Raw genomic sequence first — 26,580 nt, 5'->3', positions numbered from 1 at the left:
TAAAAAACTAAGGGGTTTTATAATGGCTAAGCTTTTAATTGTAGATGATTCTACTATGCTAAGAGATATGCTGAACTACGCATTAAATGAAGGTGGATACACTGATGTAACAGAAGGTGTTGACGGTGTCGATGGTTTGGCTAAAGCTAAGGCTGAAGAGTTTGATTTGATCATAACAGATGTTAACATGCCAAATATGGATGGATTAACGCTAATAGGTGAATTAAGAAAACTTCCACAATATTCAAAAAAGCCTATTTTAGTTCTTACAACTGAAAGAAGCGATGAAATGAAAGCAAAAGGTAAAGCAGCTGGTGCTACTGGTTGGATTGTTAAACCTTTTGTTCCAGATCAATTACTAAAAGCTGTTAATATAGTTTTAAGTAGATAATAAAAAGGGGTTGCCATGTCATTTGATATTTCTAAATACAGAGAAATGTTTCTAGAAGAAGCTGAAGAGCTTTTTGAATCTGCTGATAATGTATTATTAGAAGCTGAAAATAATGGAACATTAACTGATGATGAAATGGGTCAATTATTTAGAGATGTACATACACTTAAAGGTAGTGGTGCATCTGTAGAATTGACTATGTTTGCTGAATTTACTCATGATGTTGAAAACATGATGGATAAATTAAGGAATCACGAAATAGAATTTATTCCAGAAATGGCAAGTACTCTTATTGATGGTTTAGACGTAATGAGAGAGATTCTTGATTTAGAAGTTGCTGAGGATTTAAATAGAGAAACATTTGAAGAAATGACAGCTGCTCTTTTAGAAGAAATTAGAGCATACTCTAGTGGAAATACTCCTGTTACTAAGGAAGAGCCGAAAGTTGAAGCAAAAATAGTTACTCCTGAACCAGAAAAAGAGATTAAATCTGTAGATCATATAGAAATTGATAATGACAATATTGGGTTTTTTGATGATGATTTAAATGACCAAAGAAATAGTAATGCTTATGGTATTTTCGAGGATGATTCAATCGACGAGGAACATAAAAATTATGGTTTCTTTGATGATGATTTAGAAGAATTAGCTCAAAGTATAAATGATTCAGATGATGACATGGTTGACACAGATGATGATAGAGAAAACTTTGGTTTCTTTGATGATGTTCCTTCCATTACTCCTGATGCTGTTATGGAAACAAGCAATGTTATTGAAGAAGTAAAAAAAGAAGAATCTTCTGTTCCTTCAAAAGAAGAAAAAACTGAACAAAGTAAGTCAAATACACAAGCTCAAGCAAGTGTAGAAGATAAAAAAGCAGTAAGAAAACCAAGAGAACAAAAAGAAGGTACAAAAAAAGCAGCAGCAAGTAGTAATATTAGAGTAAATCTTGATAAAATTGATTTACTTATGAATAATGTGGGGGATTTAGTAATTACTAATGCTATGTTAACTCAATTTGCTACTACTATAGAAGCTGCAAAAACAAGAAATGCGGTACTTGAGAGATTAGAACTACTTGAAAGACATATTAGAGATATGCAAGATTCAATTATGAGTATCAGAATGGTTCCAATGGAATCAATTTATTCAAAGTTCCCTAAAGTTGTGAGAGATATTTCAAGAAAACTTGGTAAAAAAGTAGAGTTTATTCACTATGGTGATAATGTTGAGATTGATAAAGCAATGATTGAGGGATTAACTGATCCTTTAATGCACATTATTAGAAACTCACTTGATCATGGATTAGAAACTACAGAAGAAAGAGTAGAAGCTGGTAAGTCAGAAGTAGGTTCTATTACTATTTCAGCTGAACAAGCAAATGGGCAAATGATTATTACTATTGATGATGATGGTAGAGGAATTAATGCTCAAAAAGTTGCTCAAAAAGCTTTAGATAATGGACAAATTGATGAGAATCAATTTAATACTATGAGTGATAAAGAAAAAGCTATGCTTGTATTTGGTGCCGGAGTTTCAACAGCAGATCAAATTACTGATATTTCTGGAAGAGGTGTAGGAATGGATGTTGTAAGAACTAATATCCATAAATTAGGTGGAGCCATTGAATTAGATACAAATGTTGGAGTAGGTACTACGATTACAATCATGTTACCTCTTACACTTGCTATTCTTGATGGATTAGATATTGCAGTTGGAGATAAAAAATATATTTTACCTTTAAGTTCAATTGTTGAATCATTACAACCAAGTTCAGAAATGATTAAAAAAATTGGTGATGGTACACAAGATTTATTAATGTTAAGAGAAGAATTTATTCCTGTAGTAAGACTTCATGATCTATTTGGTATAGAGAAAAGCTTTGACAAACTTGAAGATGGAATGCTAATTGTTGTTAAATCAAGTAATACAAAAGTTGCATTATCAATTGATGAGTTCTTAAATCAACATCAAGTAGTTGTTAAGCCATTAGATAAAAACTTTAGAAGTGTACAAGGTATTGGTGCTGCTACAGTTAGAGGAGATGGAAGTATAGGTCTTATTTTAGATGTTGTTGGTATTATTAATGCTCAGATAAAAAGAGAAAAAGATATGAGCTTTGCTAAAAGAGCTTCATAGAAAGTAATTTTATGAAAAAATATACTACTCAAGATGCTCATAATAGAATTAAAAAGCTTCTTTATTCTTTAACTGGAATTACATTAGCTGACAATAAAGATATTATGATATCTAATCGAATTGATAAATTAAAAAGAGATTCAAAATATCAAGGTGATATTATGGATCTTTTAGATTTAGTTGAAAATGGTAGTTATGTTACAGAATTTATAAATTCTTTTACAACTAATAAAACACATTTTTTTAGAGAAGATTTTCATTTTTTAGATTTAAAAGATAGAGTTCTTCCTGAAATTGTAAAAAATGGTGGTAAGATAAAAATGTATTGTTCTGCTTCTTCTACAGGAGAAGAACCATACTCTATGGCAATGACAATTTTAGAAGCAAAAGAAGAATTAGGTAAATATATAGATGCTTCAATTATAGCAACAGATATTGATACAAATGTATTGCAGTATGCAGCCAATGGAATTTATAGGTTTTCAAAATCTTCAAAAGAATTCCCAACTTGGATTAAACCACAGAAATATTTTAAACGAAGAGTTCAAAAAAATCTTGCAGGTGAAGAAATTTTAATTAAAGTAAAAGATGAATTGAAAAAAATGATTACTTTTAAGGTTATGAATCTAAATGATGACTCTTATCCTTATCAAAATAATCAATTTGATGTGATATTTTGTAGAAATGTTTTGATTTATTTTTCAGCAGAAGATCAAAATAAGATTTTGAAAAAACTTTTTAAGCATCTTAAAATAGGTGGAACTTTATATTTAGGACATTCAGAAAATCCTCAAGATTTAATAAATTATGTAAGTAGAGTTGGACAAAATATTTTTGTAAAACAGAAGGAAATAAATTGATTGTTATAGGTCATAAAGATGGTAGTATTGAAAAAGCTTCTGCAGTAAGATTTACACAAAAAACAAAAGGTTTATTGACTCATACAGTAATTGGTGGTGAATTTGCCGTAGGAAGTGATATAGAACAAATTGCATTTAAAACACTTTTAGGTTCTTGTGTAGCAATTATGTTTTATGATAAAGTTAAAAAAATAAAAGCAATGAATCATTTTTTGTTACCAACTACAAACAATACAAATGATGATATGAAATATGGACTATATTCTGTTGAAGCAATGTTAAATGAAATGTATAAACTAGGATGTTCAAAAAACAACATGGTAGCAAAAATCTCAGGTGGTGCAGACATAATGCAACTTAATATGTCTTCTCTATCAATAGGACATAGAAATGTTGAGTTTGCAAAAGATTTTTGTAAATCAGAAGGTTTTAAACTTATAAGTGAACATACAAGAGGTGAGCATGGTAGATTAATTTTACTTGCTAATGAGTTTGAGACATTTATTAAAGTTACTCAAAAATCAGAAACTGATAGTAAAATTGCTAATGAGGAAAAATCTTTACAAACAGAAATTACAAAAGCACCAGTTATCAAAGAATATGTTGGTGGCGTGGACTTATTTGGTTCTGATAATGAGGAAGCAGAGCCTCAAATGGAAATCGATCTTTTCTAAAATAGGGTAGGTGAAAGTGTATACAGTTTTAATTATAGACGATTCTTCTTCAATGAGAAGAATTATTAGAGATATGATAAATTCAATTGATGAGTTTGAAGTAGTGGGAACAGCTGTTGACGCTTACGATGCAAGAGAAAAAATCAAACAATACGAGCCTGATTTGGTTACTATTGATATTAATATGCCAAAGATGGATGGGGTAACATTTCTTAGAAATTTAATGAGATTGCATCCTATGCCTGCTGTTGTTGTATCAGGTGAGAGTGTAAGAGGGAATGATATTTTTGATGATGGTGCAGTTGGTTTTGTACCAAAGCCTGAAGCAGGAGAGTCAATGAATTCTTTTCATGCAAAAATAAAAGATACTCTTTTAAATTTAACTTTTTTATTAAAAAGATATACTTTAAAAAAACCAAAACCTCTAAAACAAATAAAAAGTACAAAAGTTGAAGTGCATCATAAAGTTCATCCTGATGAAGTTATTCCTTCAAGACCAGCTTTAATGCCAGGAAGTAAAGTAATAGCAATTGGTTCATCTACAGGTGGAGTTGAATCTTTATTAAAAGTATTTAGAAATTTACCAAGTGGTTTACCCCCTATTGTAATTACTCAGCATATTCCTTATGGTTTTTCAAACTCTTTTGCTCATAGATTAAATGATAATTCAGAAGTAAATGTACATGAAGCAAAAGATGGTGAAATTTTAGAGAGAGGTTATGCTTATCTTGCCCCAGGAAATATGCATTTAACAATAGAAAAAGTTGGTTCAAATTATAAAACTAAACTTCTTGATACAGTAAAAGTTAGTCAACATAAACCAAGTGTTGATGTACTTTTTAGATCTATAAATAATAATGTTGGATCTTCTGCAATGGCTGTTATGATGACAGGTATGGGAGATGATGGTTCTATTGCTATGAAGAATATGTTTGATAATGGTGCATATACAGTAGCCCAAAATAAAGAATCATGCGTTGTTTTTGGAATGCCAATGAAAGCTATTCAAGCAGGTGCAGTAAAAGATATCATTCATTTAGATGAAATTGCACAATATATTGTAGAATACTCAAAAGGCAAAAGAAGATAAAATCTTTTGCCTAAAATATATCTGTAGTCTTTTCTAATTTATCTTTATCAAAATGAGTATAAATTCGGGAAGTATTAATATCAGCATGACCTAATGACTCTTGAACTAATATTAAATCTTTATTTTTTTGATAAAGTAGGGTAGCAAAAGTATGTCTTAACATGTGTGCCCCATTTTTTTCTTTTCTAATACCAACACTTAATAAAATTTTTTCTACAATACTACTTATATATGCTTGACTTAAAGCTTTGCCTTTTTGATTACAAAATAAAAGATTGTTTTCACAACACTTAATACTAAACCATTCCTCCAGATCTTTTTTTATAATATTTTCTTTTATCATAACAACTCTTGGTTTATTACCTTTTCCTCTAACTTGAATAATATATGCGTCACCATCTTTATTAAAATCTTTTAAGTCTATATTTATAGCTTCGCTAACTCTTATTCCTGTATAAAGAATAGTCTTTATAACAAGTCTATTTCTTGCCGCAATTTTTGAACTAAATGGATATTTATCAATACCTTGTATAAATTTTTGTACTTCATCTTTTTGCATAAAAGAGGGCAGTTTTGTACCACTTTTACCAGCTAAACCTCCCCAGTTCTTAAGTTCGATGCCATATCTATATACGTAATTATTGTTTTCTTCATTTTGTTTATCCAGATAAGCAAAAAAAGTAACTAAAGCTATTCTATAGTTTTTCTTTGTCGCATCTGATAAAGTACTAGTTTCTGTAGCTAAAAAGTCACTTAGTAGTTCTTCGTCAATTTCTTTCATAGAACTAGCACCAAAATTTATCATAAATCTATATAGTTTTTCTAATGGAATGTAATATACGTGAATACTATTAATTCCAATATTTCTTACTTCTTTTATCGTTATCTTTAAATCTTCAATAGATGTAAAGCCTTTAATTAATTCTTGTAGAATTTGTGCTAATCTTTCTTTATCTTTAACTTGTCGATTAGAAAGACTTGTAATTTTACTTCTTATAAATCTTGATAGCCAAAACAAATAAGTATCACTAAAGTTGGATTCACAATCTAATGGATATTTCACTATGTACCTTTAAATATTTAATTTACTTTTGGAAACTATAATTTCCAAACTATTATATTTAGACTTAAATCAAACTATTCTTTGATTCAATTCTACCAGAAACTTTCTGTTTCGTATGGATTTGTTTTTTGATTGTCTAACTCTAAATATACATTATCACTATAATCTATGTATAAACTATAATCACCTATGTAGACAGAGTTTTCTATTTGAGATTTATTTAAATAAGCATCTTCACTATATTGGCTTAAGTCCGATAAATAGTACTCTACCATAGAAGGTGCCATTTTGTTGACAGCATCTTCTAGGCAGTTGAAGTCATTAACTCCAAAAGTATTATACAAAGAATTTTTATTTAATAGTATTGTCATTTTGTTTTTTTCAATTTAATTATTAAATCCATTTAACAATGAAGCCATTCTATTTAAGTCAATCTTATTATCATTGGATTCGTTTTCTTTACGTTCTTCAACTTTTAATCCAAGATTATCAAAAGAGTTTAAAGCAGTATTTTCACCCTCTTCTTTTCTATCATTCGTGGTATTGTTGAGATTGTCTTTATTATGCTCATTTTTCTTTTCAAAATTATTATGATTATTATTTGAGTTTACATTTTTATCATCATTTTTTTTGTTTTCTTCATCATCATTTTTAGAATTACTATCTGAATTTAATAAAGATTCAATTTTTCCAAGCATTGATGAAATATTTGAATTGTCTTTTTCTTTATTTTCATTAAACTCTTCTAAATTACTTTCTAATTCCATTTTTTGTAGTTCTAAATCTTCTTTAGCAGACTCTAATTCTAAAACTTCATCTTCTAATTCATTTATTCTATTTTTTAAATCATTATTATCATTTTGAAGTTCTTCATACGCTTTTATTAAAGTATTTAAAGCATTATTTAATTTTGAAATTGTTTCTGCATTTGTCATTGTTATAAAATCCTTGTTTGTATTATAATTTAAAGTGTATTATGGCAAATTTTAGCTAATAATTCCATCAATTTTTAATAAAGAATCAACACTTGCTTGTCTTTGCGCAAAATCAAAGAATAATTCATCCATATTTTTTGAACCACCCTTGCTTAATATTGTATCTTTATATTTAATTGCTAAATCTTTGTTGAATACATTTCCTGAATCTATAAACATATAAAATGCATCAGCACTTAAAACTTCAGCCCACTTATAAGAATAGTACCCCGCAGCATATCCTCCTGCAAAAATATGAGAAAATCCATTTTGGAATTTATTATATCTAGGTGGTGTAATTGCAGCAAACTCTTTTCTTACTTCATCTAATACATTTTGAACTTCTTCTTCACTTTTGTATAGCTTTTGATGTACTTTAAAGTCAAACAGTGCAAATTCAACTTGTCTTACTAGTGCTAGTGATGATTGGAAGTTTTTAGCTTTGATTATTCTTTCTATAGCTGTATCATCTAAAACTTCTTTTGTTTCATAATGCTTTGCAAACAGTTTTAAAATATCTTTATCATAAGAAAAATACTCTAAAAATTGTGATGGAAATTCAACCGTATCCCAAGCAACACCTGAAATTCCACTTACATAAGCTTCTGTAACTTCACTTAATAAATGATGTAAGGCATGTCCCATTTCATGAAATAGTGTAACAACATCAGAATGTCTAAGAAGTGAAGGAGTAGTTTCAGTTGATTGTGGGAAATTACATACAATATAAGCCGTAGGAAGATGAGTTATACCTTTTGAGTCAGTATAATGTGAGTGCCAATTATTCATCCAAGCACCACCTCTTTTATCTTTTCTTGCTTCTAAATCTAAATAGATTCTAGAACTTAACTTTCCATTTGAACTGATATTGTAAACTCTAACTTTTTCATCCCAAGTAGGGGCATCAACTTTTTCAAATTTAATATCAAATATTTTATTTAAGAAATCAAAGAAACCATTTAAAACTGATTCTTGCTCAAAATATGGTCTATAATACTCTTCATCTAAATCATACTTAGCTTTTTTCAGTTTTTCTGAATAGTAAGCCATATCCGATGATCTAAATTCATCATTAGAAATCCCATCTTCTAAAGCTATTTGTTTTATCTCTTCTAGCTCTTCTTTTGCTTTTGATTTTCCTTTATGACCTAACTCTTCTAAGAAAGATACAACTTCATCTTCTGTTTTAGCCATTTTAGTTGATAGAGAGTACTGTGCATAACAATCAAAACCTAAGATTTTTACTTTTTCATCTTTTAATTTTAATATCTCTTCAATAATTTTTCCATTTTGGGGCGCTCTTGTACAATAAGCTTTATAAATCTCTTCTCTTTTGTCTCTATTTGTACCATAAGTAATGTAAGCTAAGTAAGATGGAATTTGTAAAGTGAATTTATATTTAGTTTTTCCATCTTCTTCAAACTTTGCTAATTCTAAATCTGATTTTGGAATCTCTTTTACATCTTCAAAATTTTCAATTATCATTTCCCATGAATTTGTAGCATCTAAAAGATTATGAGAGAATTTTTGTGATAGTTCACCTAATTTTAAATTAAGCTCTTCAAGTCTTTTCTTTTTGTTATTATCTAAATGGCATCCTGATAATTTGAAGTCTCTAATCTCATTTTCTAAAACTTTGTTTTGTATAATACTTAAAGTATTTTTTTCTTTAGACTGTATATTTATTAAAGTATTATAAATATTTTCATTTTGCCCTATTTCAGTTTCATACTTTGAGATGATCGGAAGACATTCTTCGTATACTTTTCTCGTTATTTCTGAGTTCTTAACTGAATCAATATGAAAAATAGGAGTTAAAAAATCATTAATACTCTCCCCTATTTCTTGATATGGTGTAACAAAATTTTTATATGTTTTTTCTTCTATATTTAATAAGTCATTTATTTTTGTTCTACTTTCATTAAGTAGTTTTTCTAATATATTTTTTGAATCTTCTAAATTTTCTAAATTAAAATCTTTAAACATTTATTCTCCTTTTATTTTTTAAATTGTATTGTGAAACCTCTATCAAATTTTTCATAGTCTTGATAAAAGCTATACTCTTTTATATTAAACTTTTTGAAATACTCTTCTAAAGGTTTCTTTTGATCATATCCCATTTCACATAATAAATACTCAATATCTCTTTTATTTGTTTCATCTATTATGTTTTTTAATAGTTCATCACCAACTTTTCCTCCAAATAAAGCATTTGATGGTTCAAACTTTACATTTTCAGGAAGTTTATAATCATCTGCAATATATGGAGGGTTTGATATTGTCATATCTATAGATTCATCTACTTTTTCATATAGGTTACTTAGTCTAAACTCTATTTTATGCTCAACATTATGCTTTTTAGCATTTTGTTTTGCCAATTCAATTGCTTTTTCATTTATATCCACAGCAATTATTGAAATATCTTTTATTAATAAAGCTAGCATTACAGAAATAATTCCTGAACCTGTTCCTATTTCAAGTACTTTAAATGCTCTATTTTCTTTTTTTATAATCTCAACGGCATTCTCTACAAGTATTTCAGTTTCAGGTCTTGGTATTAAAACACCCTCTTTTACTATAAAGTTCTCACCATAAAAAGTAGCTTTATTTATAAGATACTCTATTGGATAGTTTGTTTCTCTTTTTTTTATTAGTTTTTCTAACTCTTTTTCTTTATTAAATTCTTTATTATAATTTAAATGAAGCCAAATAGTATTTTTATCTAATAAATACATCATTAAAATTTCTACTTCTTTAGCTGGAATATGTGTTACATATTTCAATCTTGAGGAGTATTTTTTAATCGTTTCTTTTATTGTCATGATTTTTAATCCTTTAAAACGTATTATTATAGTAAAAAGAGTTTTTATTAGCCTAAAATATATAAGGCTAACTCATCAGATAGTAAAAACTCTTTATTATAAACTCTATTATCTTTTTTCTCTAATTTTTGGTATTCTATTAAATCTTCTATCTTTTCAAGCTCTTTCTCATTAAAAATGGATAAATCAACGCCATTTGAACATCTAAACCCTAAAAGAGTCTTTTCTGTTTTTATATCTTCTAAACTTAACTCTTCAAGTTCAATATTTAAGGGGTTTTGTATATATTCTTCTATATTTTTTGTTGGGTATCTTCTATTATTTTCATAGTATCCAACTGCTCCTGCGCCAATTCCTAAATACTCTTTATGTTCCCAATATCCATAATTATGTTTTGATTCAAACTCTTTTGCTCTAGCAAAGTTAGAAATTTCATATTGAGTAAAACCTTTTGAATGAATATAATCAAAAATCTCTTTTGATAACTCTTCATCATCTATTTTTACACTACTTCTATCAAAGAATTTTGTTCCTTCTTCTATAGTTAAAGAGTATGCACTTAAATGAGTTATAGGTAGTGAAAAAGCAGTATTAAAATCCTCTTTCATTGAAGATAGTGTATCTCCTTGTACTCCGTAAATAATATCGCAATTAATACCATTAAAGCCTATACAATTAGCATTTTGTATAGCTTTTATAGCACTTTTATTATTATGCGAACGACCTAAGAATTTTAATTTATCTTGATGAAAACTTTGTACTCCAAAACTTATTCTATTTACTCCTAATTCAAACATACCTTTTTGCCAATCAAAAGAAGCTGAGTTTGGGTTTGCTTCAGTTGTAATTTCTGCATCTTCTTTTAAGTAAGGTTTTATTAATTCAAAGACCTCTTCATATTCATAGAATTTTATTGTTGATGGAGTTCCTCCTCCAATAAATACTGTTTCTATTTTTTTATTATTTTTTTCTACATAATTTTGTAATTCATATTTTAATTGTGCTTTTAAAGCTTTCATATACTCTTTTTTTAGATGAAATTTATCTGTATAAGAGTTGAAAGCGCAATAAAAGCACTTACTATCACAAAACGGTATATGTATGTATAAAAGCAATTTTTAATCCTAGTAGTTATATAATATCGGGCTAATTATAAGGGAAAATATATTTATGACTGATAAAAATGAGAAAAAAACAAATAATGAGAAGAATTTTAGACCTAATGTAGCAGCAATTGTACTATCAGCAAAATACCCTCAAACATGTGAAATTTTTATAGCTTCACGAACTGACGTAGATAATGCTTGGCAATTTCCTCAAGGCGGTATTGATGATGGAGAAAGTGCTAAAGAAGCTTTATTTAGAGAACTTGAAGAAGAGATTGGCACAAGAGATGTAGAGATTATTGCAGAGTATCCAAAATGGGTTTCTTATGAATTTCCTCCTGCAATTGCAAAAAAAATGCAACCTTATGATGGTCAAATACAAAAATATTTTTTAGTAAAACTAAAAAAAGGTGCAAAGATTGACATTAATACAGAAATACCTGAATTTAGTGAATATAAATTTGTACCAACAAAAAATATATATGATTATATAACATTCTTTAAAAGAACTGTTTACAAACAAGTATTGAAATATTTTAGAAATGAAGGTTATATTTAAGAAGGATAGAGAATTAGATGTTAAAAGTACTTAAATTTGGTGGAACAAGTGTAGGAACACTTGAAAGAATTCAAAACGTTGCGAATATTATAAAAAGTATAAAAGATGAAGGACATGATGTAATTGCTGTAGTTTCAGCTATGAGTGGTGAAACTAATAAACTAATTGAGTATGCAAATACATTTTCAAATGATCCAAAATCGGATGAAATGGATATGCTTTTAAGTTCAGGTGAAAGAGTTACTTCGGCTCTTTTATCAATAGCTTTAAATGAACAAGGTTATAAAGCTTGTTCTATGAGTGGTAGACAAGCTGGAATTGTAACTGATAATGCACATACAAAAGCTAGAATTGAATCTATTAATACAAAAGGTATGAAAGATGCAATTAATGATGGTAATGTAATTATTGTTGCAGGTTTCCAAGGTGTAACACAAGATACGAATAGAGTTTCTACTTTAGGTAGAGGTGGAAGTGATTTAACAGCAGTTGCAATTGCAGGAGCAATTGAAGCAGATGTATGTGAGATTTATACTGATGTTGATGGTATTTATACTACAGATCCAAGAATAGAGCCAAAGGCTAAAAAACTTGATAAGATTTCTTATGATGAAATGTTAGAATTGGCGTCTTTAGGTGCAAAAGTTTTACAGAATAGATCAGTTGAGATGGCAAAAAAATTAAATGTAAATTTAGTATCAAGAAGTAGCTTCACTCCTGAAGTTGAAGGTACATTAATAACAAAGGAAGAAAATATTATGGAAAAACCAGTTGTAAGTGGTATTGCTTTAGATAAAAACCAAATAAGAGTAGGAATGTATGGTGTAACAGATAAACCAGGAATTGCAGCATCTATTTTTACTTCACTTGCAGATAATAATATTAATGTTGATATGATAGTTCAAACAGTTGGTGTTGATGGTTCAACAGATTTAGATTTTACTATTCCAACTACAGATTTTGAAGCTTGTAAAAAAGTTATGGAAACATTTAAAACAGATGCAAAAAATATTGATTACAATGATGCAATTTGTAAGGTTTCAATTGTTGGTGTGGGAATGAAATCTCATACAGGCGTGGCTTCTAAAGCATTTTCTACATTAGCAAAGGAAAATATTAATATCAGAATCATTTCAACTTCTGAAATTAAAATCTCAATGATTATTGAAGAAAAATATGCAGAGTTAGCGGTTAGATCTTTACACGAAGCTTATGAACTGGATAAATAAAAGTGCAAGAGTTTTTAAACTGGACAGTTGATTCAATCAGGGAAGATAGACTTATATCTCCTTGGTTAGAAGAAAAAAAGTATGAATGGACACCTTTAGTATCTAAAAATATCGTAAATCTTTTAGAAAAAGGTTGTTCAGTTATTGTTTTAACTGATAAAGAAAGAGAATGGTTTTTAGAGTATGTTTTAACACATATTAATTCTCCAAAATTAAATAGGCCTTTTTTGCCTTTTTATGATTTTAAATCATTTTATAAATATATAGATAATATAAAATCAGATGATGATATTGCTTATATAAAGGATATGTTAAATATTTCTTTTCCAAATGGTTATGTGTTTTGGTATATTGGGAAAAGTCAAGAAGCAAGAGCATTAATTCCAAAGGTTTCTAAAAACTCTTTTTTATGGCTTTTTGATGAAGAAAAACAAGATGCTTTTAATCTAAGAAGTAGTGATGAAGCTTTAGATATGAAGTTATTACAAATGTTTAGACTTTATAATAAAACAGTTAGTGCAGCATTATTTGCGCAAATAAATGTGGAAAATTAAAATTTATGATTACACAAATAATTGAAAACTCAACAATACTTGTAGTAAATAATTTAGAAACAACTTTAAATGAGTTAATTCCTTTTTATCCTAGACATCTAGTAAGGATAATAAAAAATGAAGAAAAAGATGAGTTTTTAATTGCCCAAGCAAATCTTGCTATAAAAGAAGCCTATATAGCTTCAAATGAAAAAAAATATATATTTTTATGCGGTTCAATTTTTAGAAATGAAGCTCAAAATTCATTATTAAAAGTTTTAGAAGAACCTCCTAAAAATGTAGTGTTTATTTTGATTACAACTTCAAAGTCTTCAATTTTACCAACAATTTATTCTAGAATACCATATAAATATTTAAAAGAGTCTACTTTAAAAGAAGTATCACCGTTAAATATTGCAAAGCTAGATTTAAAAGATATTTATAATTTTATAAAACAAAATCAAAAAATTTCTAAAAATGATGCTAAAGATTTAATTGAATCAGTTTTATTAAAAGTTAAAGAACAAAATCTTTTATTAGATGAATCTCAATTAAATATTTTTTCAAAATCAATAAAATTAATAGAGTTAAACGCAAGACCAATAAATGTTTTAACTACCCTACTTTTATCTTTATCAAAACAAAAAAAATCTTTTTAAAGGATTTGTATGCAAACATACAAAATATCAATAAATGATGCTAAAAAACTATTTACTCAAATGAATTGTGATAAAGGTGGTATAAGTATACTTTCTAAAAAAACTAAACTTCATAGTTTATATATAAAACAAATGCATGTTGGGGCTGCAAATATTTTGAAACAAGATGCTTTATCAATTGGAGCTGATTTAGCAGTTCCTACAGGAGTGATAACTGCTAAAGAAAAATATGTGGATGCTATATTATTAGGAACAACAAAACATTTTGAAGTTTTAGCAAGAAAAGAATTAGCCCAACCCTTTGGTTTGAAAGAACTAGCAAAAAGTTTAAAAGAATATTTAAAAGAAAATAAATATACAACAAAGATTATGGGTGTATTGAATGCAAATGAGGACTCTTTTTTTAAAGATAGCAGATTTAATTCAAAACAAGCAAGTCAAAAAATAGAGTCAATGATTGAAGATGGAGCTAATATTATTGATATAGGAGCTGTATCTTCAAGACCTGGAAGTAATCCTGTTGAACCAAAGATAGAACTAGAAAGACTAAAAGATATAGTTGATACAATTTATAAAAATAAATATTATGATAAGATTGATTTTTCAATTGATTCTTATGAGCCTTTAGTTATTGATTATGTATTAAATAAAGGCTTTAAAATAGTAAATGATATTACAGGTTTAGCAAATGGTGAGGTATGTAAAATAAGTGCTTCATATAATGCTCAAGTTGTAATTATGCACATGCAAAATGATCCTAAAACAATGCAAAATAATCCTGAATATAAAGACATAATGATAGATTTAGATGAGTATTTTACAAAACAAATACAAAAAGCTAATTCTTTTGGTATAAAAGATATTGTTTTAGATGTTGGTATTGGTTTTGGTAAAAATTTAGAGCATAACTTAACTTTATTGAATAATTTAGAGCATTTTAAACATTTTGGATATGAACTTTTAATAGGTGCAAGTAGAAAATCTATGATTGATAAAATAACACCTTCTTCAATTGAACAAAGACTTCCTGGAACATTAGCTATTCATTTAGAGTCTATTAAAAATGGAGCTTCTATTATTAGATGTCATGATGTAAAAGAACATCATCAGGCAATAAAAGTTCAAGAAGCTATACATAGTATAAATTAAATAATTTTAAATACATGAAATACTTTTTTAAAGTATCTCATGTAAGCTATTTGCTTTTTTCATCCACTCTTTTAATTCATCATAATCTTGGTTTTCAACCATGTCTCTTACTTTTTTCATGTGATCTTCAAATAAATCAATAGATTTTAATAGGTTTTCTCTATTTTGTTTAAAAATATCAGTCCACATATCAGGACTTGACTTAGCAATTCTACTCATATCTTTAAATCCACCAGCAGCTAGTGCTATAATTGACTTTGGATCTTCATGTCCCATAACTGTATTTGCTAGGGAATATGAAATTGCATGTGGTAAATGAGACATATAACAAGCATGAATATCATGCTCATCTGAATCCATTACAACAATTCTCATACCAATTGCTTGAAAAACTTTAAATGCTCTATTTACATGAATATTTTCATTGTCTTCAAGATTACATAAAACAACAGTCTTTCCTTCATATAAATCATCTATGGCAGCTTTAGGTCCAGATTTTTCTGTACCTGTCATAGGATGTGCTGCAATAAAATTTTGTCTGATAGATTCTGGAATATTTTTAACAATAAAATCTTTAGTTGAACCTAAATCCATAATAGTTGTTTTATCTTTAATATCAAGAAATTCTGGAAGTATTGAGATAATATTATCAACTGGTATTGCTAAAACAATTAAGTCACACTTCTCTTTTAATTTTTTTATATCAACTAGTTCGTCTACAAGATTTAATTCTGATATTTCTTTTTTAGATTTTTCACTTCTTGCATACCCGTATACTTTTGTGGCTATTGCATATCTTTTAACAGCTTTTGCAAAAGAACCACCCATTAGTCCTAAACCAACAATTCCTATATTCAAATTCGTACCTTTTTTTATAATAATTTCGAGATTATATCTTAATATTTATATAATCTATATTTAGCTATATTATTGCCTTATTAAGAAATTAAGGAAAGTCGTGAAAAATAAAGCAGTACTATTTTCTTTAGCGTGTGCAACAGCACTTTGTGCAAACACGATAAAATCTATTGAATATAAAAATTTGAATAAAATATCGCCTAAAATCGTAAATGAAACTTTAGGTTTTAAAACTGGTGACAAACTTGATAATGAAAAGTTAAATAATGCAATTAAAAAGTTTTATGACTTTGGCTATTTCGATGATATCATTGTTTTAAACAATAATGGTAATATTGAATTAGTTTTCAAAGAAAAGCCTTCCATTGCGAAAGTTGAAATTAAAGGTTATAAAACTAGAGAAGAAGAAATCGAAACAATGAAAGATTTCATGAAGGTTAAAAAAGGTGTTATGTATACACCTCAAAGAGTTGAAGATGGGAAAAAAGTTATTCTTGATCTTTTAGAGAGTGAAGGATATATTAACTCTGTAGTAGAAATAGAAACAGAAAAACTAAATGAAAATTCACTAAAGGTTACATATAATGTAAACAAAGGTGATGAAATTATTATCAAAAAAGCAAATTATTATGGTGCTGATAAACTTGATGGTGATGATTTTGAAGAAGTTACTGCCAATAATGAGAAAGAGTTTGCTTCTTGGTGGTTTGGTCAAAATAGTGGTGAGGTAAAAGTAGATGAATTAAAATATGATTCAAGAAGAATAAATGAATTATATTTTGAAAATGGATATTTAGATGCACAAGTTAAAAAACCTTATTTAAATATTGATTTTGCTTCAAATCAAGCAAATTTAGATTTTTTTATTAGCGAAGGTCAAAAATATACAACAAATGATATAAAAATTTATGTAGATTCTACAATTGTAGATCCAAAATATCTTTTAGAAAATTTAGATTTGATTATTGGTAATACATTTAATATTAAAAGATTAAGAGCTGACCAAGAATATATACGGACTCAAGTAGCAAATCAAGGTTATGGCTTTGCTCAAGTAAAATTTGATATTAAGAAAAATACAGAAGATTCAACAGTTGATGTTGTATTTAATGTAATTCCAGGAGAAAAAGTTTATATTAATGATGTTAAAATTTCTGGTAATACAAGAACACTTGATAGAGTTATTAGAAGAAATGTATATTTAGCTCCTGGAGATTTATATAGTGCTACTGATTTAAAAGACTCAATTTCTAAACTTAGAAGAACTAGAAGTTTCGATGATGTTAAAATTGAAGAAAAGCGAGTTTCTGAAAATAAGATTGATTTACTTGTAAAAGTAGTTGAAACTTCTACTGGTTCATTAATTCTTGGTGGAGGATATGGTTCTTATGATAAATTAATGATTAATGCATCTGTTAGTGATTCAAGTATTTTTGGTTCAGGTATTGGTGTAGGTGTTAATGCTGATTTATCTGCTACAAGAAGTAAATTTTCATTTAATGTAAAAAATCCAGCTATTAATGATAGTGAATATAATGGTGAGTTTGAAATTCATAATAGTGAAGATGAAATTACAAGAGATACTTATGACTTAGATAAAAACTCACTAGGGTTCTCTGTTTCTGTTGGAAAAGAAATAATAAGAGATATGTATGTAGGATTAAGATATAGACTTGACTCAATTGAAGAAGATTATCAATATAAAGATGCTTCTAAAAACAATAACTCAAAATACTATCAAGACGCTGAATATATTACAAGTTCAATTACTCCATATTTAAATTTTGATAACACAGATGATTTTTATGTGCCAAGAGAAGGTTATAAAATGTCTTCATCTTTAGAGTTTGCAGGAGTTGGTGGAGATTCACAATATTTAAAATCAACAACTTCTTTTAAATACTTTCAATCAATTGAAGATTTAACTGAACTTGATTGGATTTTTAGATTTAAAACACAAATGAAAGTTTTAGGAGATTTAGGACAGTTAAATCCAGGAGACTCTTTATATATGGGAGGACCTAGATCACTTAGAGGATACAAGTCTTATGCATTTGGGCCAAGTAATGAAGAAGGTATAAAAGAACCCCCATATAAAAGATTATGGACAAACTCTTTAGAATTAAATTTCCCTCTATCAAAAAGTGCTAAAATGAGATGGGGAGTATTCTATGATTATGGTATGACAGGTGTTGATGACTTTTCTGATGTTAAAAGATCAAGTACAGGTGCCCTACTTGAGTGGATTTCACCAGTTGGTCCTTTACAGTTAATTTTCGCACAACCTTTAGATGATGAAGCTGGTGATGAAACTTCATCATTTGAATTCTCTCTAGGAGCGAGTTTCTAATGGTAAAAAAATTTGAAAATAAAATTGATACAGATATTATAAATAGAAGAATATCAAATGAAGAAGCTTTGGATTTAATCCAAAATGCTTCTTTATTAGAATTAGGAGAATTGGCTTCTTTAAAAAAAGCTCAATTACATCCAAATAAAGTAACAACTTTTATAGTTGATAGAAATATCAATTATACAAATGTTTGTTGGGTTGATTGTAAATTCTGTGCATTTTATAGGCATGGAAGAGATGAAGATTCTTATGTTTTAAAGTTTGATGAGATTGATAAAAAGATTGATGAATTACTTGAAATTGGGGGAACACAAATTCTTTTCCAAGGTGGTGTTCATCCAAAATTAAAAATTGATTATTATGAAGAGTTAGTTGAGCATATTCATACAAAATATCCTCAAATTACTATTCATGGTTTTTCAGCTATTGAAATTCATTTTATAGCAAGAGTTTCAAAAATCTCTAAACTTGAAGTTTTAAAAAGATTACAAGCTAAGGGATTAAGCTCTATCCCAGGAGCTGGAGCTGAAATTTTATCTGATAGAGTAAGAGATATAATAGCACCAAATAAAATGGATTCAGAAGAATGGTTAGAAATCCATAGACTTGCTCACTCTATTGGTATGAAAACAACTGCTACTATGATGTTTGGAACAGTTGAAACTGATGAAGAAATTATTGAACATTGGGAAATGTTAAGAAAACTACAAGATGAAACAGGTGGTTTTAGAGCTTTTATTATGTGGTCTTTCCAAGGTCAAAATACAAAATTAGCAAAAGAACAACCAAATATAAAACCTCAATCATCAAATAGATATTTAAGACTACTTGCTGTTTCAAGATTATATTTAGATAATTTTAAAAATATGCAAAGTTCTTGGGTAACTCAAGGTTCATATATTGGTCAAATGGCTTTAAAATTTGGAGCTAATGATTTAGGTAGTACAATGATGGAAGAAAATGTAGTAAAAGCAGCAGGTGCAGCAAATAGAATGAATCAAGATGAAATGATTAGATTAATTAGAGATGTTGAAGAAAAACCTGCAAAAAGAAATACTGCTTATGAGATACTTGAAAGGTATTAAGTCTAATGAGATTTTCAAAACTTTTATTAGCAACAATGATTATACAAGGAAGTTTAATGAGTGCTGTAATAAAGCATATAAAAATAGATGATATTAAAGTACCTGTAATTTTTGAAGAACAAAAAAGTTTGCCAACACTAAACTTACAACTTGTTTTTCAGGACTCAGGATATATTCAAGATAAAGAAAAAAGTGGATTAGTAAGTCTTTCTTCTAAACTTTTAAATGAAGGAACTAAAGAATTAGGTTCTACAAAATTTGCACAGAAATTAGAAGAAAATGCTATTTCATTATCAACTTCAAATGGATTTGAAACATTTGTAGTGGAACTATCTAATATAAAAGATGTAAGTAATAAAGCAATTAATTTATTAACTCAGCTTTTAGGTTCTCCAAACTATAGTGATAATGTTTTAGATAAGTTAAAGACTATACAAATTGGAGCACTAAAAAGAAAAGAAAATGATTTTGATTATACAGCTAGAAATCTTTTAAAAGCTACTTTATTTGAAAATACACCGTTACAAAACCCAAGTTCTGGGACTATTGAGTCTATTTCTAAAATAAAGCTAAATGATATAAAAGAGTTTTTAGATGAAACATTAGTTTTAAACAAATTGATTGTTGTAGCTGGTGGGGATTTAGATTATGAAGAGCTTAAAAAATTAATTAAGCCACTTTTAAAAACTCTTAAAAAAGGTGATAAACCATCACTTGAAAAAATTGAATTTAAATCAAAACAAAAAGAAGAAGTTATATTAAAAGATACTCAACAAGCTTATATTTATTTTGGTAGTTCTTGTAATGTAGAAACAAAAGATAAAGACTCTTATATGGCAAAAGTTGCTTCATTTATTTTAGGTGGTTCAGGTTTTGGTTCAAGATTAATGGAAGAAATAAGAGTTAAAAGAGGTTTAGCTTATAGTGCTTATGGATATATTTCAGTTAATAAATCCCATTCTTATTTTACAGGTTATTTACAAACTAAAAATGAAAGTGCCAATGAAGCAAAAGAGTTAGTATCTTCAATAGTAAAAGATTTTGTAAAAAAAGGTGTTACAGCTGAAGAATTAGAAGCAGCTAAAAACTTTTTAACAGGAAGTGAACCTTTAAGAAGTGAAACCTTAGCACAAAGATTAAATAGAGCATTTACTCTTTATTATAGAGGTTTACCTCAAGATTATTCTAAAAAAGAGTTAGAAAAAATTCAAAATTTAAAACTTGAAGATTTAAATAAATATATTGCATCTCATGATGAAATAAATAAATTAACATTTGCAATAGTAAGGAAATAGATTTGTTAAGATTTGCACCAAGTCCAAATGGAAGTATAAATATTGCTAGTTTAAGAGTAGCAATTTTTAACCATATTGTCTCAAAGCAAAAGAATGAAGATTTAATTATAAGAATTGAAGATATTGAAAAAGACAAAATCGTTGAAGGTAAAGATAAAGAAATTTTAGAAATATTAAGTCTTTTTTCTATTGATTATTCAAGAGCAGCACATCAAAGTGATTCTTTAAAATATCATCAAAAAATGGCAATGCAACTTATGGCACAAAAGAAAGCTTTTGCTTGTTTTTGTGGAGATGTAAAACTTAATGAGTTAAAAGAAGAAGCTAAAAAAGCTGGAAAAAATTTTAAATATGATGGTTTTTGTGAAACTTTATCAGATGAAACAGTTTTAAATACAAATGCTCCTTTTACTGTAAGAATTAAAGAGTCAGATTCAAGTATAAGATTTACTGATTTACTGCAAGGGGATTTTAAATATAAACCAAGTGATATGAATTCCTTTATTATTTTAAATCATGATAAAACACCAACTTATGATTATGCTTGTGCAGTTGATGATATGATTATGGATATTTCAATAGTAATTAGAGAAGAAAAGCATTTAGAGTCTACACCTAATCAAATCTATGCGAGAAAGTCTTTAGGTTATGATAAAAAAATTGATTATGTTCATTTACCTTTAATAAATGAAGGTCATATATCTGTAAAGTTTTTAATTGAAGAAGGTTTCTTGCCAAGTGCTATTGCTAATTATTTAGTTCTTTTAGGAAATAAAACACCTAAAGAAATATTTACTTTAGAAGAAGCAGTAGATTGGTTTGATATTACAAAAATATCAAAAGAAAAAGTTACTTTTGATATTGATAAATTAAAACAGATTAATAAAAAACATTTAGAGACTTTAGATGATATGAGGCTATCTAAGATTTTAGGTTATGCAGATATTGATTTAGGTAAATTGGGAAAGATTTTTTTAGAAGATTCATTTACAATTAAAGAGATAAAAGAAAAGATAGATTTTATTTTTACTCAAAAGTCAACTTGTGAAGGATATGAAAAACAATTTATAGAAATTAAACTTTGTATTCAAGATGCTCCTTTCTTTGAAGAGTATGAAGACTTAGTTACTTATATTTCTGAAAAAACAGGTTTTAATGGTGACTTTTTACAAAAGCCATTAAGTTATATCTTTGTTGGTAAAAAGGATTATGATAAACTTTCTTTAGTATATCCTTTAATTAAAAATTATTTAGGAGAAATTGCAAAATGATAGATGCACTTTTAGCTTCAATATTTACAGTTGTTTTAGGCATAATTTTCTTATACAAATGGGTGATTATTATTTCAGCTATTTTATCATGGGTAAAACCAGATCCTTACAATCCTATAGTTCAAATGTTATATAGACTTACAGAACCTGCTTATGCTTTTGTAAGAAGATATATCCCTACAGTTTTTGGAGGAATGGATTTAGCTCCAATTATTTTAATTTTTGCTCTAATATTTTTAGAGACATTTCTAAAAAGTCTAGCCTTTTAATTATGAAAAGGCTAGCAACTTCACTTATTTGTTTTATTACTTTTACAACTTCAACTTTATCTGCTAATGAAACATCTTTTTTAAAAAAAGATTTTGAACCTACTCTTTCTTGGTTAGAAGAAAAACCTAAATCTTATGCAAGAGATTTTTTTATTATTCAGTATCTGAAACAAAATGATATTACAAAAGAACAAGCGAAAAAAGCTTATGATTTAGCAAAAAGAAAATCTAATAGAGTAAATAAAGCATATAAAAAATATAATGATGAAATACCTATAGAAGATTTAAAATGTTATAGAGCCACAAGTAAAGAACTTTTTTTAGAAGATGATAGATGTTTAGCTTTAGGGCTTACATTAAAAGAAGCTACTAAACTACCTATATCTTATGTAAAAGAAGCAGTAAAACGAGTTTCTAAGTACCCTACTTTGATGAATGACTTAGAGATTATTGCATCTAATCAACCTTTTTTAAAAATAATTAAAACTTATCCTCATAGATTTTATAGAATCTTTTTTGATGTTGGAGAAGAATATAGAGTTAAAGAATTAAATCATCCAATGCCAAAAGATTTTATTGCTAAACTTTCTTTAGAGAAAGATTTTAATAAATTTATTAGATATGTTGTTCCAAATCCTAAATATAATTTTATTCAAAGGTCTTTATTTGATGTCCTAGATAATCAGAATTTAACACATCAAACAGTTTTCTTTCTTTCTATGAATGCAATTAGACATAAAAAAGAAGAAGTAGCCTTAAAATATTTAGAGTATGCTTCTAAAAAAGCATATTTCAAAATGGATAAAGATAAAGTACTTTTTTGGCAATATTTAATTACAAAAAAAGAAAGTTTGTTAGAAGAATTAAGTAATAGTTGGGATATAAATATATACTCTTTATATGCAAAAGAAATCTTAAACAAAAAGATTGATAATATATTTTATGAGTTAAAAACAAAAGAAAAAGAAACATCTTTTGATATATATAATCAGTTTGAATGGATAAAAGTACTTGATGATATTAAAGAAGGTTTAGATGAAGAAAAACTTTTAAAATATCAAAATGAAATTTTTACAACAAAACAAACACAAGCACACTTAGCTTATTTACTTGAAAAATATAATAAATATAAAATTCAATATTTTATAACTCCTTATGAAGAAGAAGTTAAAAAATATAGTTTAGAAAATCAAGTACTTATATATGCTATTGGTAGACAAGAAAGTAGATTTATTCCCTCTTCTATATCTTTTGCTACAGCTCAAGGAATAATGCAAATAATGCCTTTTTTATCAAAAGCTTTAGCTAAACAATTAAATGTTTCATATAATATATATGAACAATTTATTCCTTCTGTAAATATAAAGTTTGCCAATAAACATTTAAATACTCTAAAAAAACAATTTAATTATAATCCACTTTTTATAGCTTATGCTTATAATGGTGGACCTGGTTATACAAGGGGACAATTAAAAAGAGGTTTATTTAAAAATTTAAATAAAAAGTTTGAACCATTTTTAAGTATGGAATTGATTTCTTATAATGAAACTAGAAAGTATGGTAAAAAAGTTCTTGCAAACTATTATATATATAATAATTATTTAAATAAGAAAAATAAGAAGAGTTTATCTTCTATTTTTCAAACTTTAACTGTACCTTAGAATTTTTGCCTTTTAATTCTAAAGTTAAATTTGTTTCTTTTTTTAAAGTTTCAAATTTAACTAAATAATGTTTTCCCCATGCTCTATTTTTTAAAATTGAACTGTACTTTCCATCTTCTTTTACTTCTTTAATACTTAGAGGTTTATTTTTCTCATTTAAACTTATTTTATAGTCATAATCATTTAAGTTTTGATTTTTCTTATTAATAAAATATGTACTAATTAAAAAAGTTTCTTTGTCTAACTCTTTTATATTATTTAAATATGTTGCCCAAAATAAAACTTTTTGTTCATTATTTTCTAATATATCTGCTTTTTTTGTGTGTTGAATTGCTCTTGCTTTTTGTTCATTTGCTTTAAAATATTTTAAAGCATTTGTAGATGAACATCCTACAAAAATTGTAGAAAGCAGGCTTAATAGTATAGTTTTATACATAATTACTCCAAATTTATATGAAGCTAATTTTACTTTAAATATCTAAAATAGAAATTAACTTACATTTTATATATATAAAACTTTATGAAAATATTGTATTATTCCAAAAAGGAAATATATGAATACACTATTAATAATAGCTCATGGTAGTAGATTAAAAGAATCAAATGATGAAATAATTGATTTTGCTAATAGTATCAAAGATTTAAGTAATAGAGATTTTGAAGTAAGATATGCTTATTTAGAACTTGCACAACCTAATATTTTTGATTCTTTAGAAGAGTGTTTAACGAAAAAACCTAATGGAAAAATAAAAATATTACCTTATTTTTTAGCAAAAGGAAAACATGTAAAAGTTGATATTCCTAATGAAATAGAAAAAATAAAAAGTATTTATAAAAATGCTGAAATTGAAGTTTTACCTCACTTAGGAAAAATTAATGGTTTAGCTCAGCTTATTGTTAATAATTATGCCTTAAATGAAAAATGATTTAATCTAAATATACTTTAACTACAATTTGGATAAAATCCACACTATGAATAATAAAAGATTAGTAGTGGCTTTATCTGGCCCATCAAATAGTGGAAAAACAACAGTTATTGTTAAGTTATCAGAAGCTTTACAAAATAAAGGTTTTAAAGTTTGTATTATAAAGCATGATCCTAAGGATAAAGCTACATTTGATACAGTTGGAAAAGACTCATATAAGTTTAGTCAAACAGGTGCAAATGTAGCAGTTGTAAGCCCTAATAAAACAACACTTTTTAAAAAAGAAACATCAACAATTGATGAAATGATTACTTTGTTTGATGATTTTGATTATTTACTTGTTGAGGGTTTAAAAACTTTAGAATTACCAAGAATTTCTATTTTTAGAAATAATCTTGATGAAACTTATTATCCTTATACAGATGCAATAGCTTGTGATGAAACTATCGATAAAGATAAAATTCCTACTAATATTTTTACATTAGATTTAAATAATCCAGAAGAGATAATCTCTTGGATAGACAAAAACGCAAAAAGAGTATAATAATGCAAGATATAATAAAAGCAATTGAAGAAGCTAGTATAAAAATTAAAGATCTTATTGAAACAGGTGATACAGGGAAAAGTGAACAAGAAAACTCAACAGGTGATACTCAATTAAAATTGGATATAGCTAGTGATGAAATTATTGAAGATATTTTTAAAAAAGTTTCATCAATCAAAGCTATTGTTTCAGAAGAACAAGAAGAGATTGTTAATTTAAATGAAAATGGTGAATATCTTATTGCCTATGATCCTTTAGATGGGTCTTCATTAGTTGATGTTAATTTATCAGTTGGTTCTATATATGGGATTTATAAAAATGAATTTAATGCAAAAAGTATAATTGCTTCTGTTTATGTTGTATTTGGTCCAAGAGTTGAAATGGTTGTAGCAACTGATGATGTTAAAATGTATAGATTACTAAAAGGTAAATTTGAATTTATTCAAAATATTGTTTTAAATGAAAAAGGAAAATTAAATGCACCTGGTTCAACTCAAAACTGTTGGGCACCTTATCATAAACAAATGATTGACGATATTTTTCAAGATGGATATAGGTTAAGATATTCAGGTGGTATGGTTCCTGATTTACATCAAATCTTATTAAAAGGTGGAGGTTTATTCTCTTATCCTGGAACTACAGATAGACCAAAAGGTAAACTTAGACAATTATTTGAAGTATTTCCATTTGCTTATGTTTATGAAAAAGCTAATGGTGGTGCTGTTGATGGATTTAAAAGAGCTTTAGAAGTTGAAACAACTCATATTCATGATACAACTCCTTGTTTTTTTGGTTCTAAAAATGAAATTAATAGAGTATTAGAAGTATATAAAAATAATGGATGAAAAACAAGAAATTGTTATTGATGAATGGCAAATAAAGTTAGATAAAAAAATATCTGAACTTAAAACTTGTCAAGAATCAAAAAGTTTAAAATCATGTACTCCTTGTGAGCAGTTTTTTGAGTGTGAACTTAGAAAAAAATATGTAATTGCTGTTTATGAGTCAATGAATAAAGGCTCTGGCGGTGGATTTGAATTTTAAAAAATATTATAAATTATAAAAGAGGT

The 26,580-nt window shown here is 27.2% G+C and carries 28 protein-coding genes; 20 read left to right on the top strand and 8 right to left on the bottom strand.

Translation table 11 applies throughout. The features are described 5' to 3' along the window. The first annotated feature begins 22 nt into the window (after positions 1-22). The 5 genes from ACH5BK_RS01950 to ACH5BK_RS01930 are packed head-to-tail and all read left to right on the top strand — an operon-like array spanning position 23 to position 5,154. Positions 23-391 carry a response regulator gene (locus tag ACH5BK_RS01950; protein ID WP_404304123.1) on the top strand — a complete coding sequence of 123 codons (369 nt, stop codon included), beginning with the start codon at positions 23-25 and terminating at the stop codon, positions 389-391. Between the two features lie 15 nt (positions 392-406). Then, a complete protein-coding gene (locus tag ACH5BK_RS01945; RefSeq protein ID WP_404304121.1) occupies positions 407-2,530 on the top strand; it encodes a chemotaxis protein CheA in 2,124 nt (707 codons plus the stop codon). An 11-nt stretch (positions 2,531-2,541) separates the two neighbouring features. Further along, positions 2,542-3,390 carry a CheR family methyltransferase gene (locus ACH5BK_RS01940; RefSeq protein WP_404304120.1) on the top strand — a complete coding sequence of 283 codons (849 nt, stop codon included), beginning with the start codon at positions 2,542-2,544 and terminating at the stop codon, positions 3,388-3,390. After that, positions 3,387-4,064, top strand: a complete 678-nt coding sequence (locus ACH5BK_RS01935) for a chemotaxis protein CheD (protein WP_404304118.1) — start codon at positions 3,387-3,389, stop codon at positions 4,062-4,064. Before ACH5BK_RS01940 ends, ACH5BK_RS01935 begins: the two co-directional genes overlap by 4 nt. 16 nt (positions 4,065-4,080) lie before the next feature. Further along, on the top strand, positions 4,081-5,154 hold the full coding sequence (locus tag ACH5BK_RS01930) for a chemotaxis response regulator protein-glutamate methylesterase (protein WP_404304117.1): 1,074 nt from the start codon (positions 4,081-4,083) through the stop codon (positions 5,152-5,154). A gap of 10 nt (positions 5,155-5,164) precedes the next feature. Here ACH5BK_RS01930 and ACH5BK_RS01925 read toward each other — a convergent pair whose 3' ends face one another. From ACH5BK_RS01925 to hemW, 6 genes are all read right to left on the bottom strand, one after another. Continuing rightward, the gene (locus ACH5BK_RS01925) at positions 5,165-6,217 is read right to left on the bottom strand and encodes a tyrosine-type recombinase/integrase (RefSeq protein WP_404304116.1); all 1,053 of its coding nucleotides are present in this window, start codon (positions 6,215-6,217) and stop codon (positions 5,165-5,167) included. A 92-nt stretch (positions 6,218-6,309) separates the two neighbouring features. Continuing rightward, a complete protein-coding gene (locus ACH5BK_RS01920; RefSeq protein WP_404304115.1) occupies positions 6,310-6,588 on the bottom strand; it encodes a hypothetical protein in 279 nt (92 codons plus the stop codon). Positions 6,589-6,603: 15 nt separating this feature from the next. Further along, on the bottom strand, positions 6,604-7,152 hold the full coding sequence (locus ACH5BK_RS01915) for a hypothetical protein (protein WP_404304114.1): 549 nt from the start codon (positions 7,150-7,152) through the stop codon (positions 6,604-6,606). A gap of 51 nt (positions 7,153-7,203) precedes the next feature. Beyond that, the gene (locus ACH5BK_RS01910; RefSeq protein WP_404304113.1) at positions 7,204-9,177 is read right to left on the bottom strand and encodes a M3 family metallopeptidase; all 1,974 of its coding nucleotides are present in this window, start codon (positions 9,175-9,177) and stop codon (positions 7,204-7,206) included. Positions 9,178-9,188: 11 nt separating this feature from the next. Continuing rightward, a complete protein-coding gene (gene prmC / locus ACH5BK_RS01905) occupies positions 9,189-10,013 on the bottom strand; it encodes a peptide chain release factor N(5)-glutamine methyltransferase (RefSeq protein WP_404304112.1) in 825 nt (274 codons plus the stop codon). Between the two features lie 47 nt (positions 10,014-10,060). Further along, positions 10,061-11,128 (bottom strand): radical SAM family heme chaperone HemW, encoded by a 1,068-nt coding sequence (gene hemW, locus ACH5BK_RS01900; RefSeq protein ID WP_404304111.1) that lies wholly within the window; start codon positions 11,126-11,128, stop codon positions 10,061-10,063. 55 nt (positions 11,129-11,183) lie between these two features. Here hemW and ACH5BK_RS01895 point away from each other — a divergent pair, with 55 nt between their 5' ends. The 5 genes from ACH5BK_RS01895 to folP are packed head-to-tail and all read left to right on the top strand — an operon-like array spanning position 11,184 to position 15,248. After that, positions 11,184-11,678: an RNA pyrophosphohydrolase gene (locus tag ACH5BK_RS01895; protein WP_404304110.1), complete on the top strand. Its 495-nt coding sequence runs from the start codon at positions 11,184-11,186 to the stop codon at positions 11,676-11,678. A 17-nt stretch (positions 11,679-11,695) separates the two neighbouring features. Beyond that, a complete protein-coding gene (locus tag ACH5BK_RS01890) occupies positions 11,696-12,907 on the top strand; it encodes an aspartate kinase (RefSeq protein WP_404304109.1) in 1,212 nt (403 codons plus the stop codon). A 2-nt stretch (positions 12,908-12,909) separates the two neighbouring features. Further along, on the top strand, positions 12,910-13,461 hold the full coding sequence (locus ACH5BK_RS01885) for a HobA family DNA replication regulator (protein ID WP_404304108.1): 552 nt from the start codon (positions 12,910-12,912) through the stop codon (positions 13,459-13,461). A gap of 5 nt (positions 13,462-13,466) precedes the next feature. Further along, positions 13,467-14,099 (top strand): DNA polymerase III subunit delta', encoded by a 633-nt coding sequence (locus ACH5BK_RS01880; RefSeq protein WP_404304107.1) that lies wholly within the window; start codon positions 13,467-13,469, stop codon positions 14,097-14,099. Between the two features lie 9 nt (positions 14,100-14,108). Next, positions 14,109-15,248, top strand: a complete 1,140-nt coding sequence (folP, locus tag ACH5BK_RS01875) for a dihydropteroate synthase (RefSeq protein ID WP_404304106.1) — start codon at positions 14,109-14,111, stop codon at positions 15,246-15,248. A 27-nt stretch (positions 15,249-15,275) separates the two neighbouring features. Here the strand turns inward: folP and ACH5BK_RS01870 are convergent, their stop codons facing one another. Further along, entirely contained in the window at positions 15,276-16,106 is an 831-nt protein-coding gene (locus ACH5BK_RS01870; RefSeq protein ID WP_404304105.1) for a prephenate dehydrogenase, read from the bottom strand. Positions 16,107-16,206: 100 nt separating this feature from the next. On the opposite strand from ACH5BK_RS01870, the gene bamA reads away from it, so the two are divergent. From bamA to ACH5BK_RS01840, 6 genes are read left to right on the top strand one after another with little or no spacing between them, the layout of a single operon-like run. Beyond that, a complete protein-coding gene (bamA, locus tag ACH5BK_RS01865; RefSeq protein WP_404304104.1) occupies positions 16,207-18,456 on the top strand; it encodes an outer membrane protein assembly factor BamA in 2,250 nt (749 codons plus the stop codon). Beyond that, positions 18,456-19,544 (top strand): dehypoxanthine futalosine cyclase, encoded by a 1,089-nt coding sequence (locus ACH5BK_RS01860; RefSeq protein WP_404304103.1) that lies wholly within the window; start codon positions 18,456-18,458, stop codon positions 19,542-19,544. Before bamA ends, ACH5BK_RS01860 begins: the two co-directional genes overlap by 1 nt. 5 nt (positions 19,545-19,549) lie before the next feature. Beyond that, positions 19,550-20,839 (top strand): M16 family metallopeptidase, encoded by a 1,290-nt coding sequence (locus tag ACH5BK_RS01855; RefSeq protein ID WP_404304102.1) that lies wholly within the window; start codon positions 19,550-19,552, stop codon positions 20,837-20,839. Between the two features lie 2 nt (positions 20,840-20,841). Further along, positions 20,842-22,110: a glutamate--tRNA ligase gene (gltX, locus tag ACH5BK_RS01850; protein ID WP_404304101.1), complete on the top strand. Its 1,269-nt coding sequence runs from the start codon at positions 20,842-20,844 to the stop codon at positions 22,108-22,110. Next, a complete protein-coding gene (locus ACH5BK_RS01845; protein WP_404304100.1) occupies positions 22,107-22,379 on the top strand; it encodes a YggT family protein in 273 nt (90 codons plus the stop codon). Before gltX ends, ACH5BK_RS01845 begins: the two co-directional genes overlap by 4 nt. A 2-nt stretch (positions 22,380-22,381) precedes the next feature. Continuing rightward, complete coding sequence (locus ACH5BK_RS01840) at positions 22,382-24,040, top strand: lytic transglycosylase domain-containing protein (protein WP_404304099.1); 1,659 nt, start codon at positions 22,382-22,384, stop codon at positions 24,038-24,040. On the opposite strand, the gene ACH5BK_RS01835 is transcribed toward ACH5BK_RS01840, so the two are convergent. Further along, positions 24,012-24,476: a hypothetical protein gene (locus ACH5BK_RS01835; RefSeq protein WP_404304098.1), complete on the bottom strand. Its 465-nt coding sequence runs from the start codon at positions 24,474-24,476 to the stop codon at positions 24,012-24,014. The two genes, ACH5BK_RS01840 and ACH5BK_RS01835, sit on opposite strands and share 29 nt — an antisense overlap. A 118-nt stretch (positions 24,477-24,594) precedes the next feature. On the opposite strand from ACH5BK_RS01835, the gene ACH5BK_RS01830 reads away from it, so the two are divergent. From ACH5BK_RS01830 to ACH5BK_RS01815, 4 genes are read left to right on the top strand one after another with little or no spacing between them, the layout of a single operon-like run. Further along, positions 24,595-24,966 carry a sirohydrochlorin chelatase gene (locus ACH5BK_RS01830; RefSeq protein ID WP_404304097.1) on the top strand — a complete coding sequence of 124 codons (372 nt, stop codon included), beginning with the start codon at positions 24,595-24,597 and terminating at the stop codon, positions 24,964-24,966. A 46-nt stretch (positions 24,967-25,012) separates the two neighbouring features. Then, positions 25,013-25,510: a molybdopterin-guanine dinucleotide biosynthesis protein B gene (gene mobB / locus ACH5BK_RS01825; RefSeq protein ID WP_404304096.1), complete on the top strand. Its 498-nt coding sequence runs from the start codon at positions 25,013-25,015 to the stop codon at positions 25,508-25,510. 2 nt (positions 25,511-25,512) lie between these two features. Further along, positions 25,513-26,355, top strand: coding sequence for a class 1 fructose-bisphosphatase (locus ACH5BK_RS01820; protein ID WP_404304095.1), 843 nt, complete (start codon positions 25,513-25,515; stop codon positions 26,353-26,355). Then, on the top strand, positions 26,348-26,554 hold the full coding sequence (locus ACH5BK_RS01815) for a hypothetical protein (RefSeq protein ID WP_404304094.1): 207 nt from the start codon (positions 26,348-26,350) through the stop codon (positions 26,552-26,554). The genes ACH5BK_RS01820 and ACH5BK_RS01815 overlap by 8 nt, the downstream gene beginning before the upstream one ends. The last annotated feature ends 26 nt before the right edge of the window (positions 26,555-26,580 follow it).

It is taken from the genome of Arcobacter sp. YIC-80 (assembly GCF_044841725.1).
Classification (GTDB): Bacteria; Campylobacterota; Campylobacteria; order Campylobacterales; family Arcobacteraceae; genus Arcobacter_B.
Note: the sequence above shows the minus strand (reverse complement) of the source record. Positions and strands in the feature narration are given on the sequence as shown.

Excerpts from the sequence above, each read along its gene's own strand:
- mobB (WP_404304096.1), top strand. The coding sequence starts at position 25,013 with ATGAATAATAAAAGATTAGTAGTGGCTTTATCTGGCCCATCAAATAGT.
- ACH5BK_RS01815 (WP_404304094.1), top strand. The coding sequence starts at position 26,348 with ATGGATGAAAAACAAGAAATTGTTATTGATGAATGGCAAATAAAGTTA.
- prmC (WP_404304112.1), bottom strand. The coding sequence starts at position 10,013 with ATGACAATAAAAGAAACGATTAAAAAATACTCCTCAAGATTGAAATAT.
- ACH5BK_RS01945 (WP_404304121.1), top strand. The coding sequence starts at position 407 with ATGTCATTTGATATTTCTAAATACAGAGAAATGTTTCTAGAAGAAGCT.
- ACH5BK_RS01860 (WP_404304103.1), top strand. The coding sequence starts at position 18,456 with ATGGTAAAAAAATTTGAAAATAAAATTGATACAGATATTATAAATAGA.
- folP (WP_404304106.1), top strand. The coding sequence starts at position 14,109 with ATGCAAACATACAAAATATCAATAAATGATGCTAAAAAACTATTTACT.
- ACH5BK_RS01855 (WP_404304102.1), top strand. The coding sequence starts at position 19,550 with ATGAGATTTTCAAAACTTTTATTAGCAACAATGATTATACAAGGAAGT.
- ACH5BK_RS01820 (WP_404304095.1), top strand. The coding sequence starts at position 25,513 with ATGCAAGATATAATAAAAGCAATTGAAGAAGCTAGTATAAAAATTAAA.
- ACH5BK_RS01835 (WP_404304098.1), bottom strand. The coding sequence starts at position 24,476 with ATGTATAAAACTATACTATTAAGCCTGCTTTCTACAATTTTTGTAGGA.
- ACH5BK_RS01915 (WP_404304114.1), bottom strand. The coding sequence starts at position 7,152 with ATGACAAATGCAGAAACAATTTCAAAATTAAATAATGCTTTAAATACT.
- ACH5BK_RS01895 (WP_404304110.1), top strand. The coding sequence starts at position 11,184 with ATGACTGATAAAAATGAGAAAAAAACAAATAATGAGAAGAATTTTAGA.
- ACH5BK_RS01950 (WP_404304123.1), top strand. The coding sequence starts at position 23 with ATGGCTAAGCTTTTAATTGTAGATGATTCTACTATGCTAAGAGATATG.
- ACH5BK_RS01910 (WP_404304113.1), bottom strand. The coding sequence starts at position 9,177 with ATGTTTAAAGATTTTAATTTAGAAAATTTAGAAGATTCAAAAAATATA.
- ACH5BK_RS01845 (WP_404304100.1), top strand. The coding sequence starts at position 22,107 with ATGATAGATGCACTTTTAGCTTCAATATTTACAGTTGTTTTAGGCATA.
- ACH5BK_RS01920 (WP_404304115.1), bottom strand. The coding sequence starts at position 6,588 with ATGACAATACTATTAAATAAAAATTCTTTGTATAATACTTTTGGAGTT.
- ACH5BK_RS01840 (WP_404304099.1), top strand. The coding sequence starts at position 22,382 with ATGAAAAGGCTAGCAACTTCACTTATTTGTTTTATTACTTTTACAACT.
- ACH5BK_RS01890 (WP_404304109.1), top strand. The coding sequence starts at position 11,696 with ATGTTAAAAGTACTTAAATTTGGTGGAACAAGTGTAGGAACACTTGAA.
- ACH5BK_RS01830 (WP_404304097.1), top strand. The coding sequence starts at position 24,595 with ATGAATACACTATTAATAATAGCTCATGGTAGTAGATTAAAAGAATCA.
- ACH5BK_RS01880 (WP_404304107.1), top strand. The coding sequence starts at position 13,467 with ATGATTACACAAATAATTGAAAACTCAACAATACTTGTAGTAAATAAT.
- ACH5BK_RS01940 (WP_404304120.1), top strand. The coding sequence starts at position 2,542 with ATGAAAAAATATACTACTCAAGATGCTCATAATAGAATTAAAAAGCTT.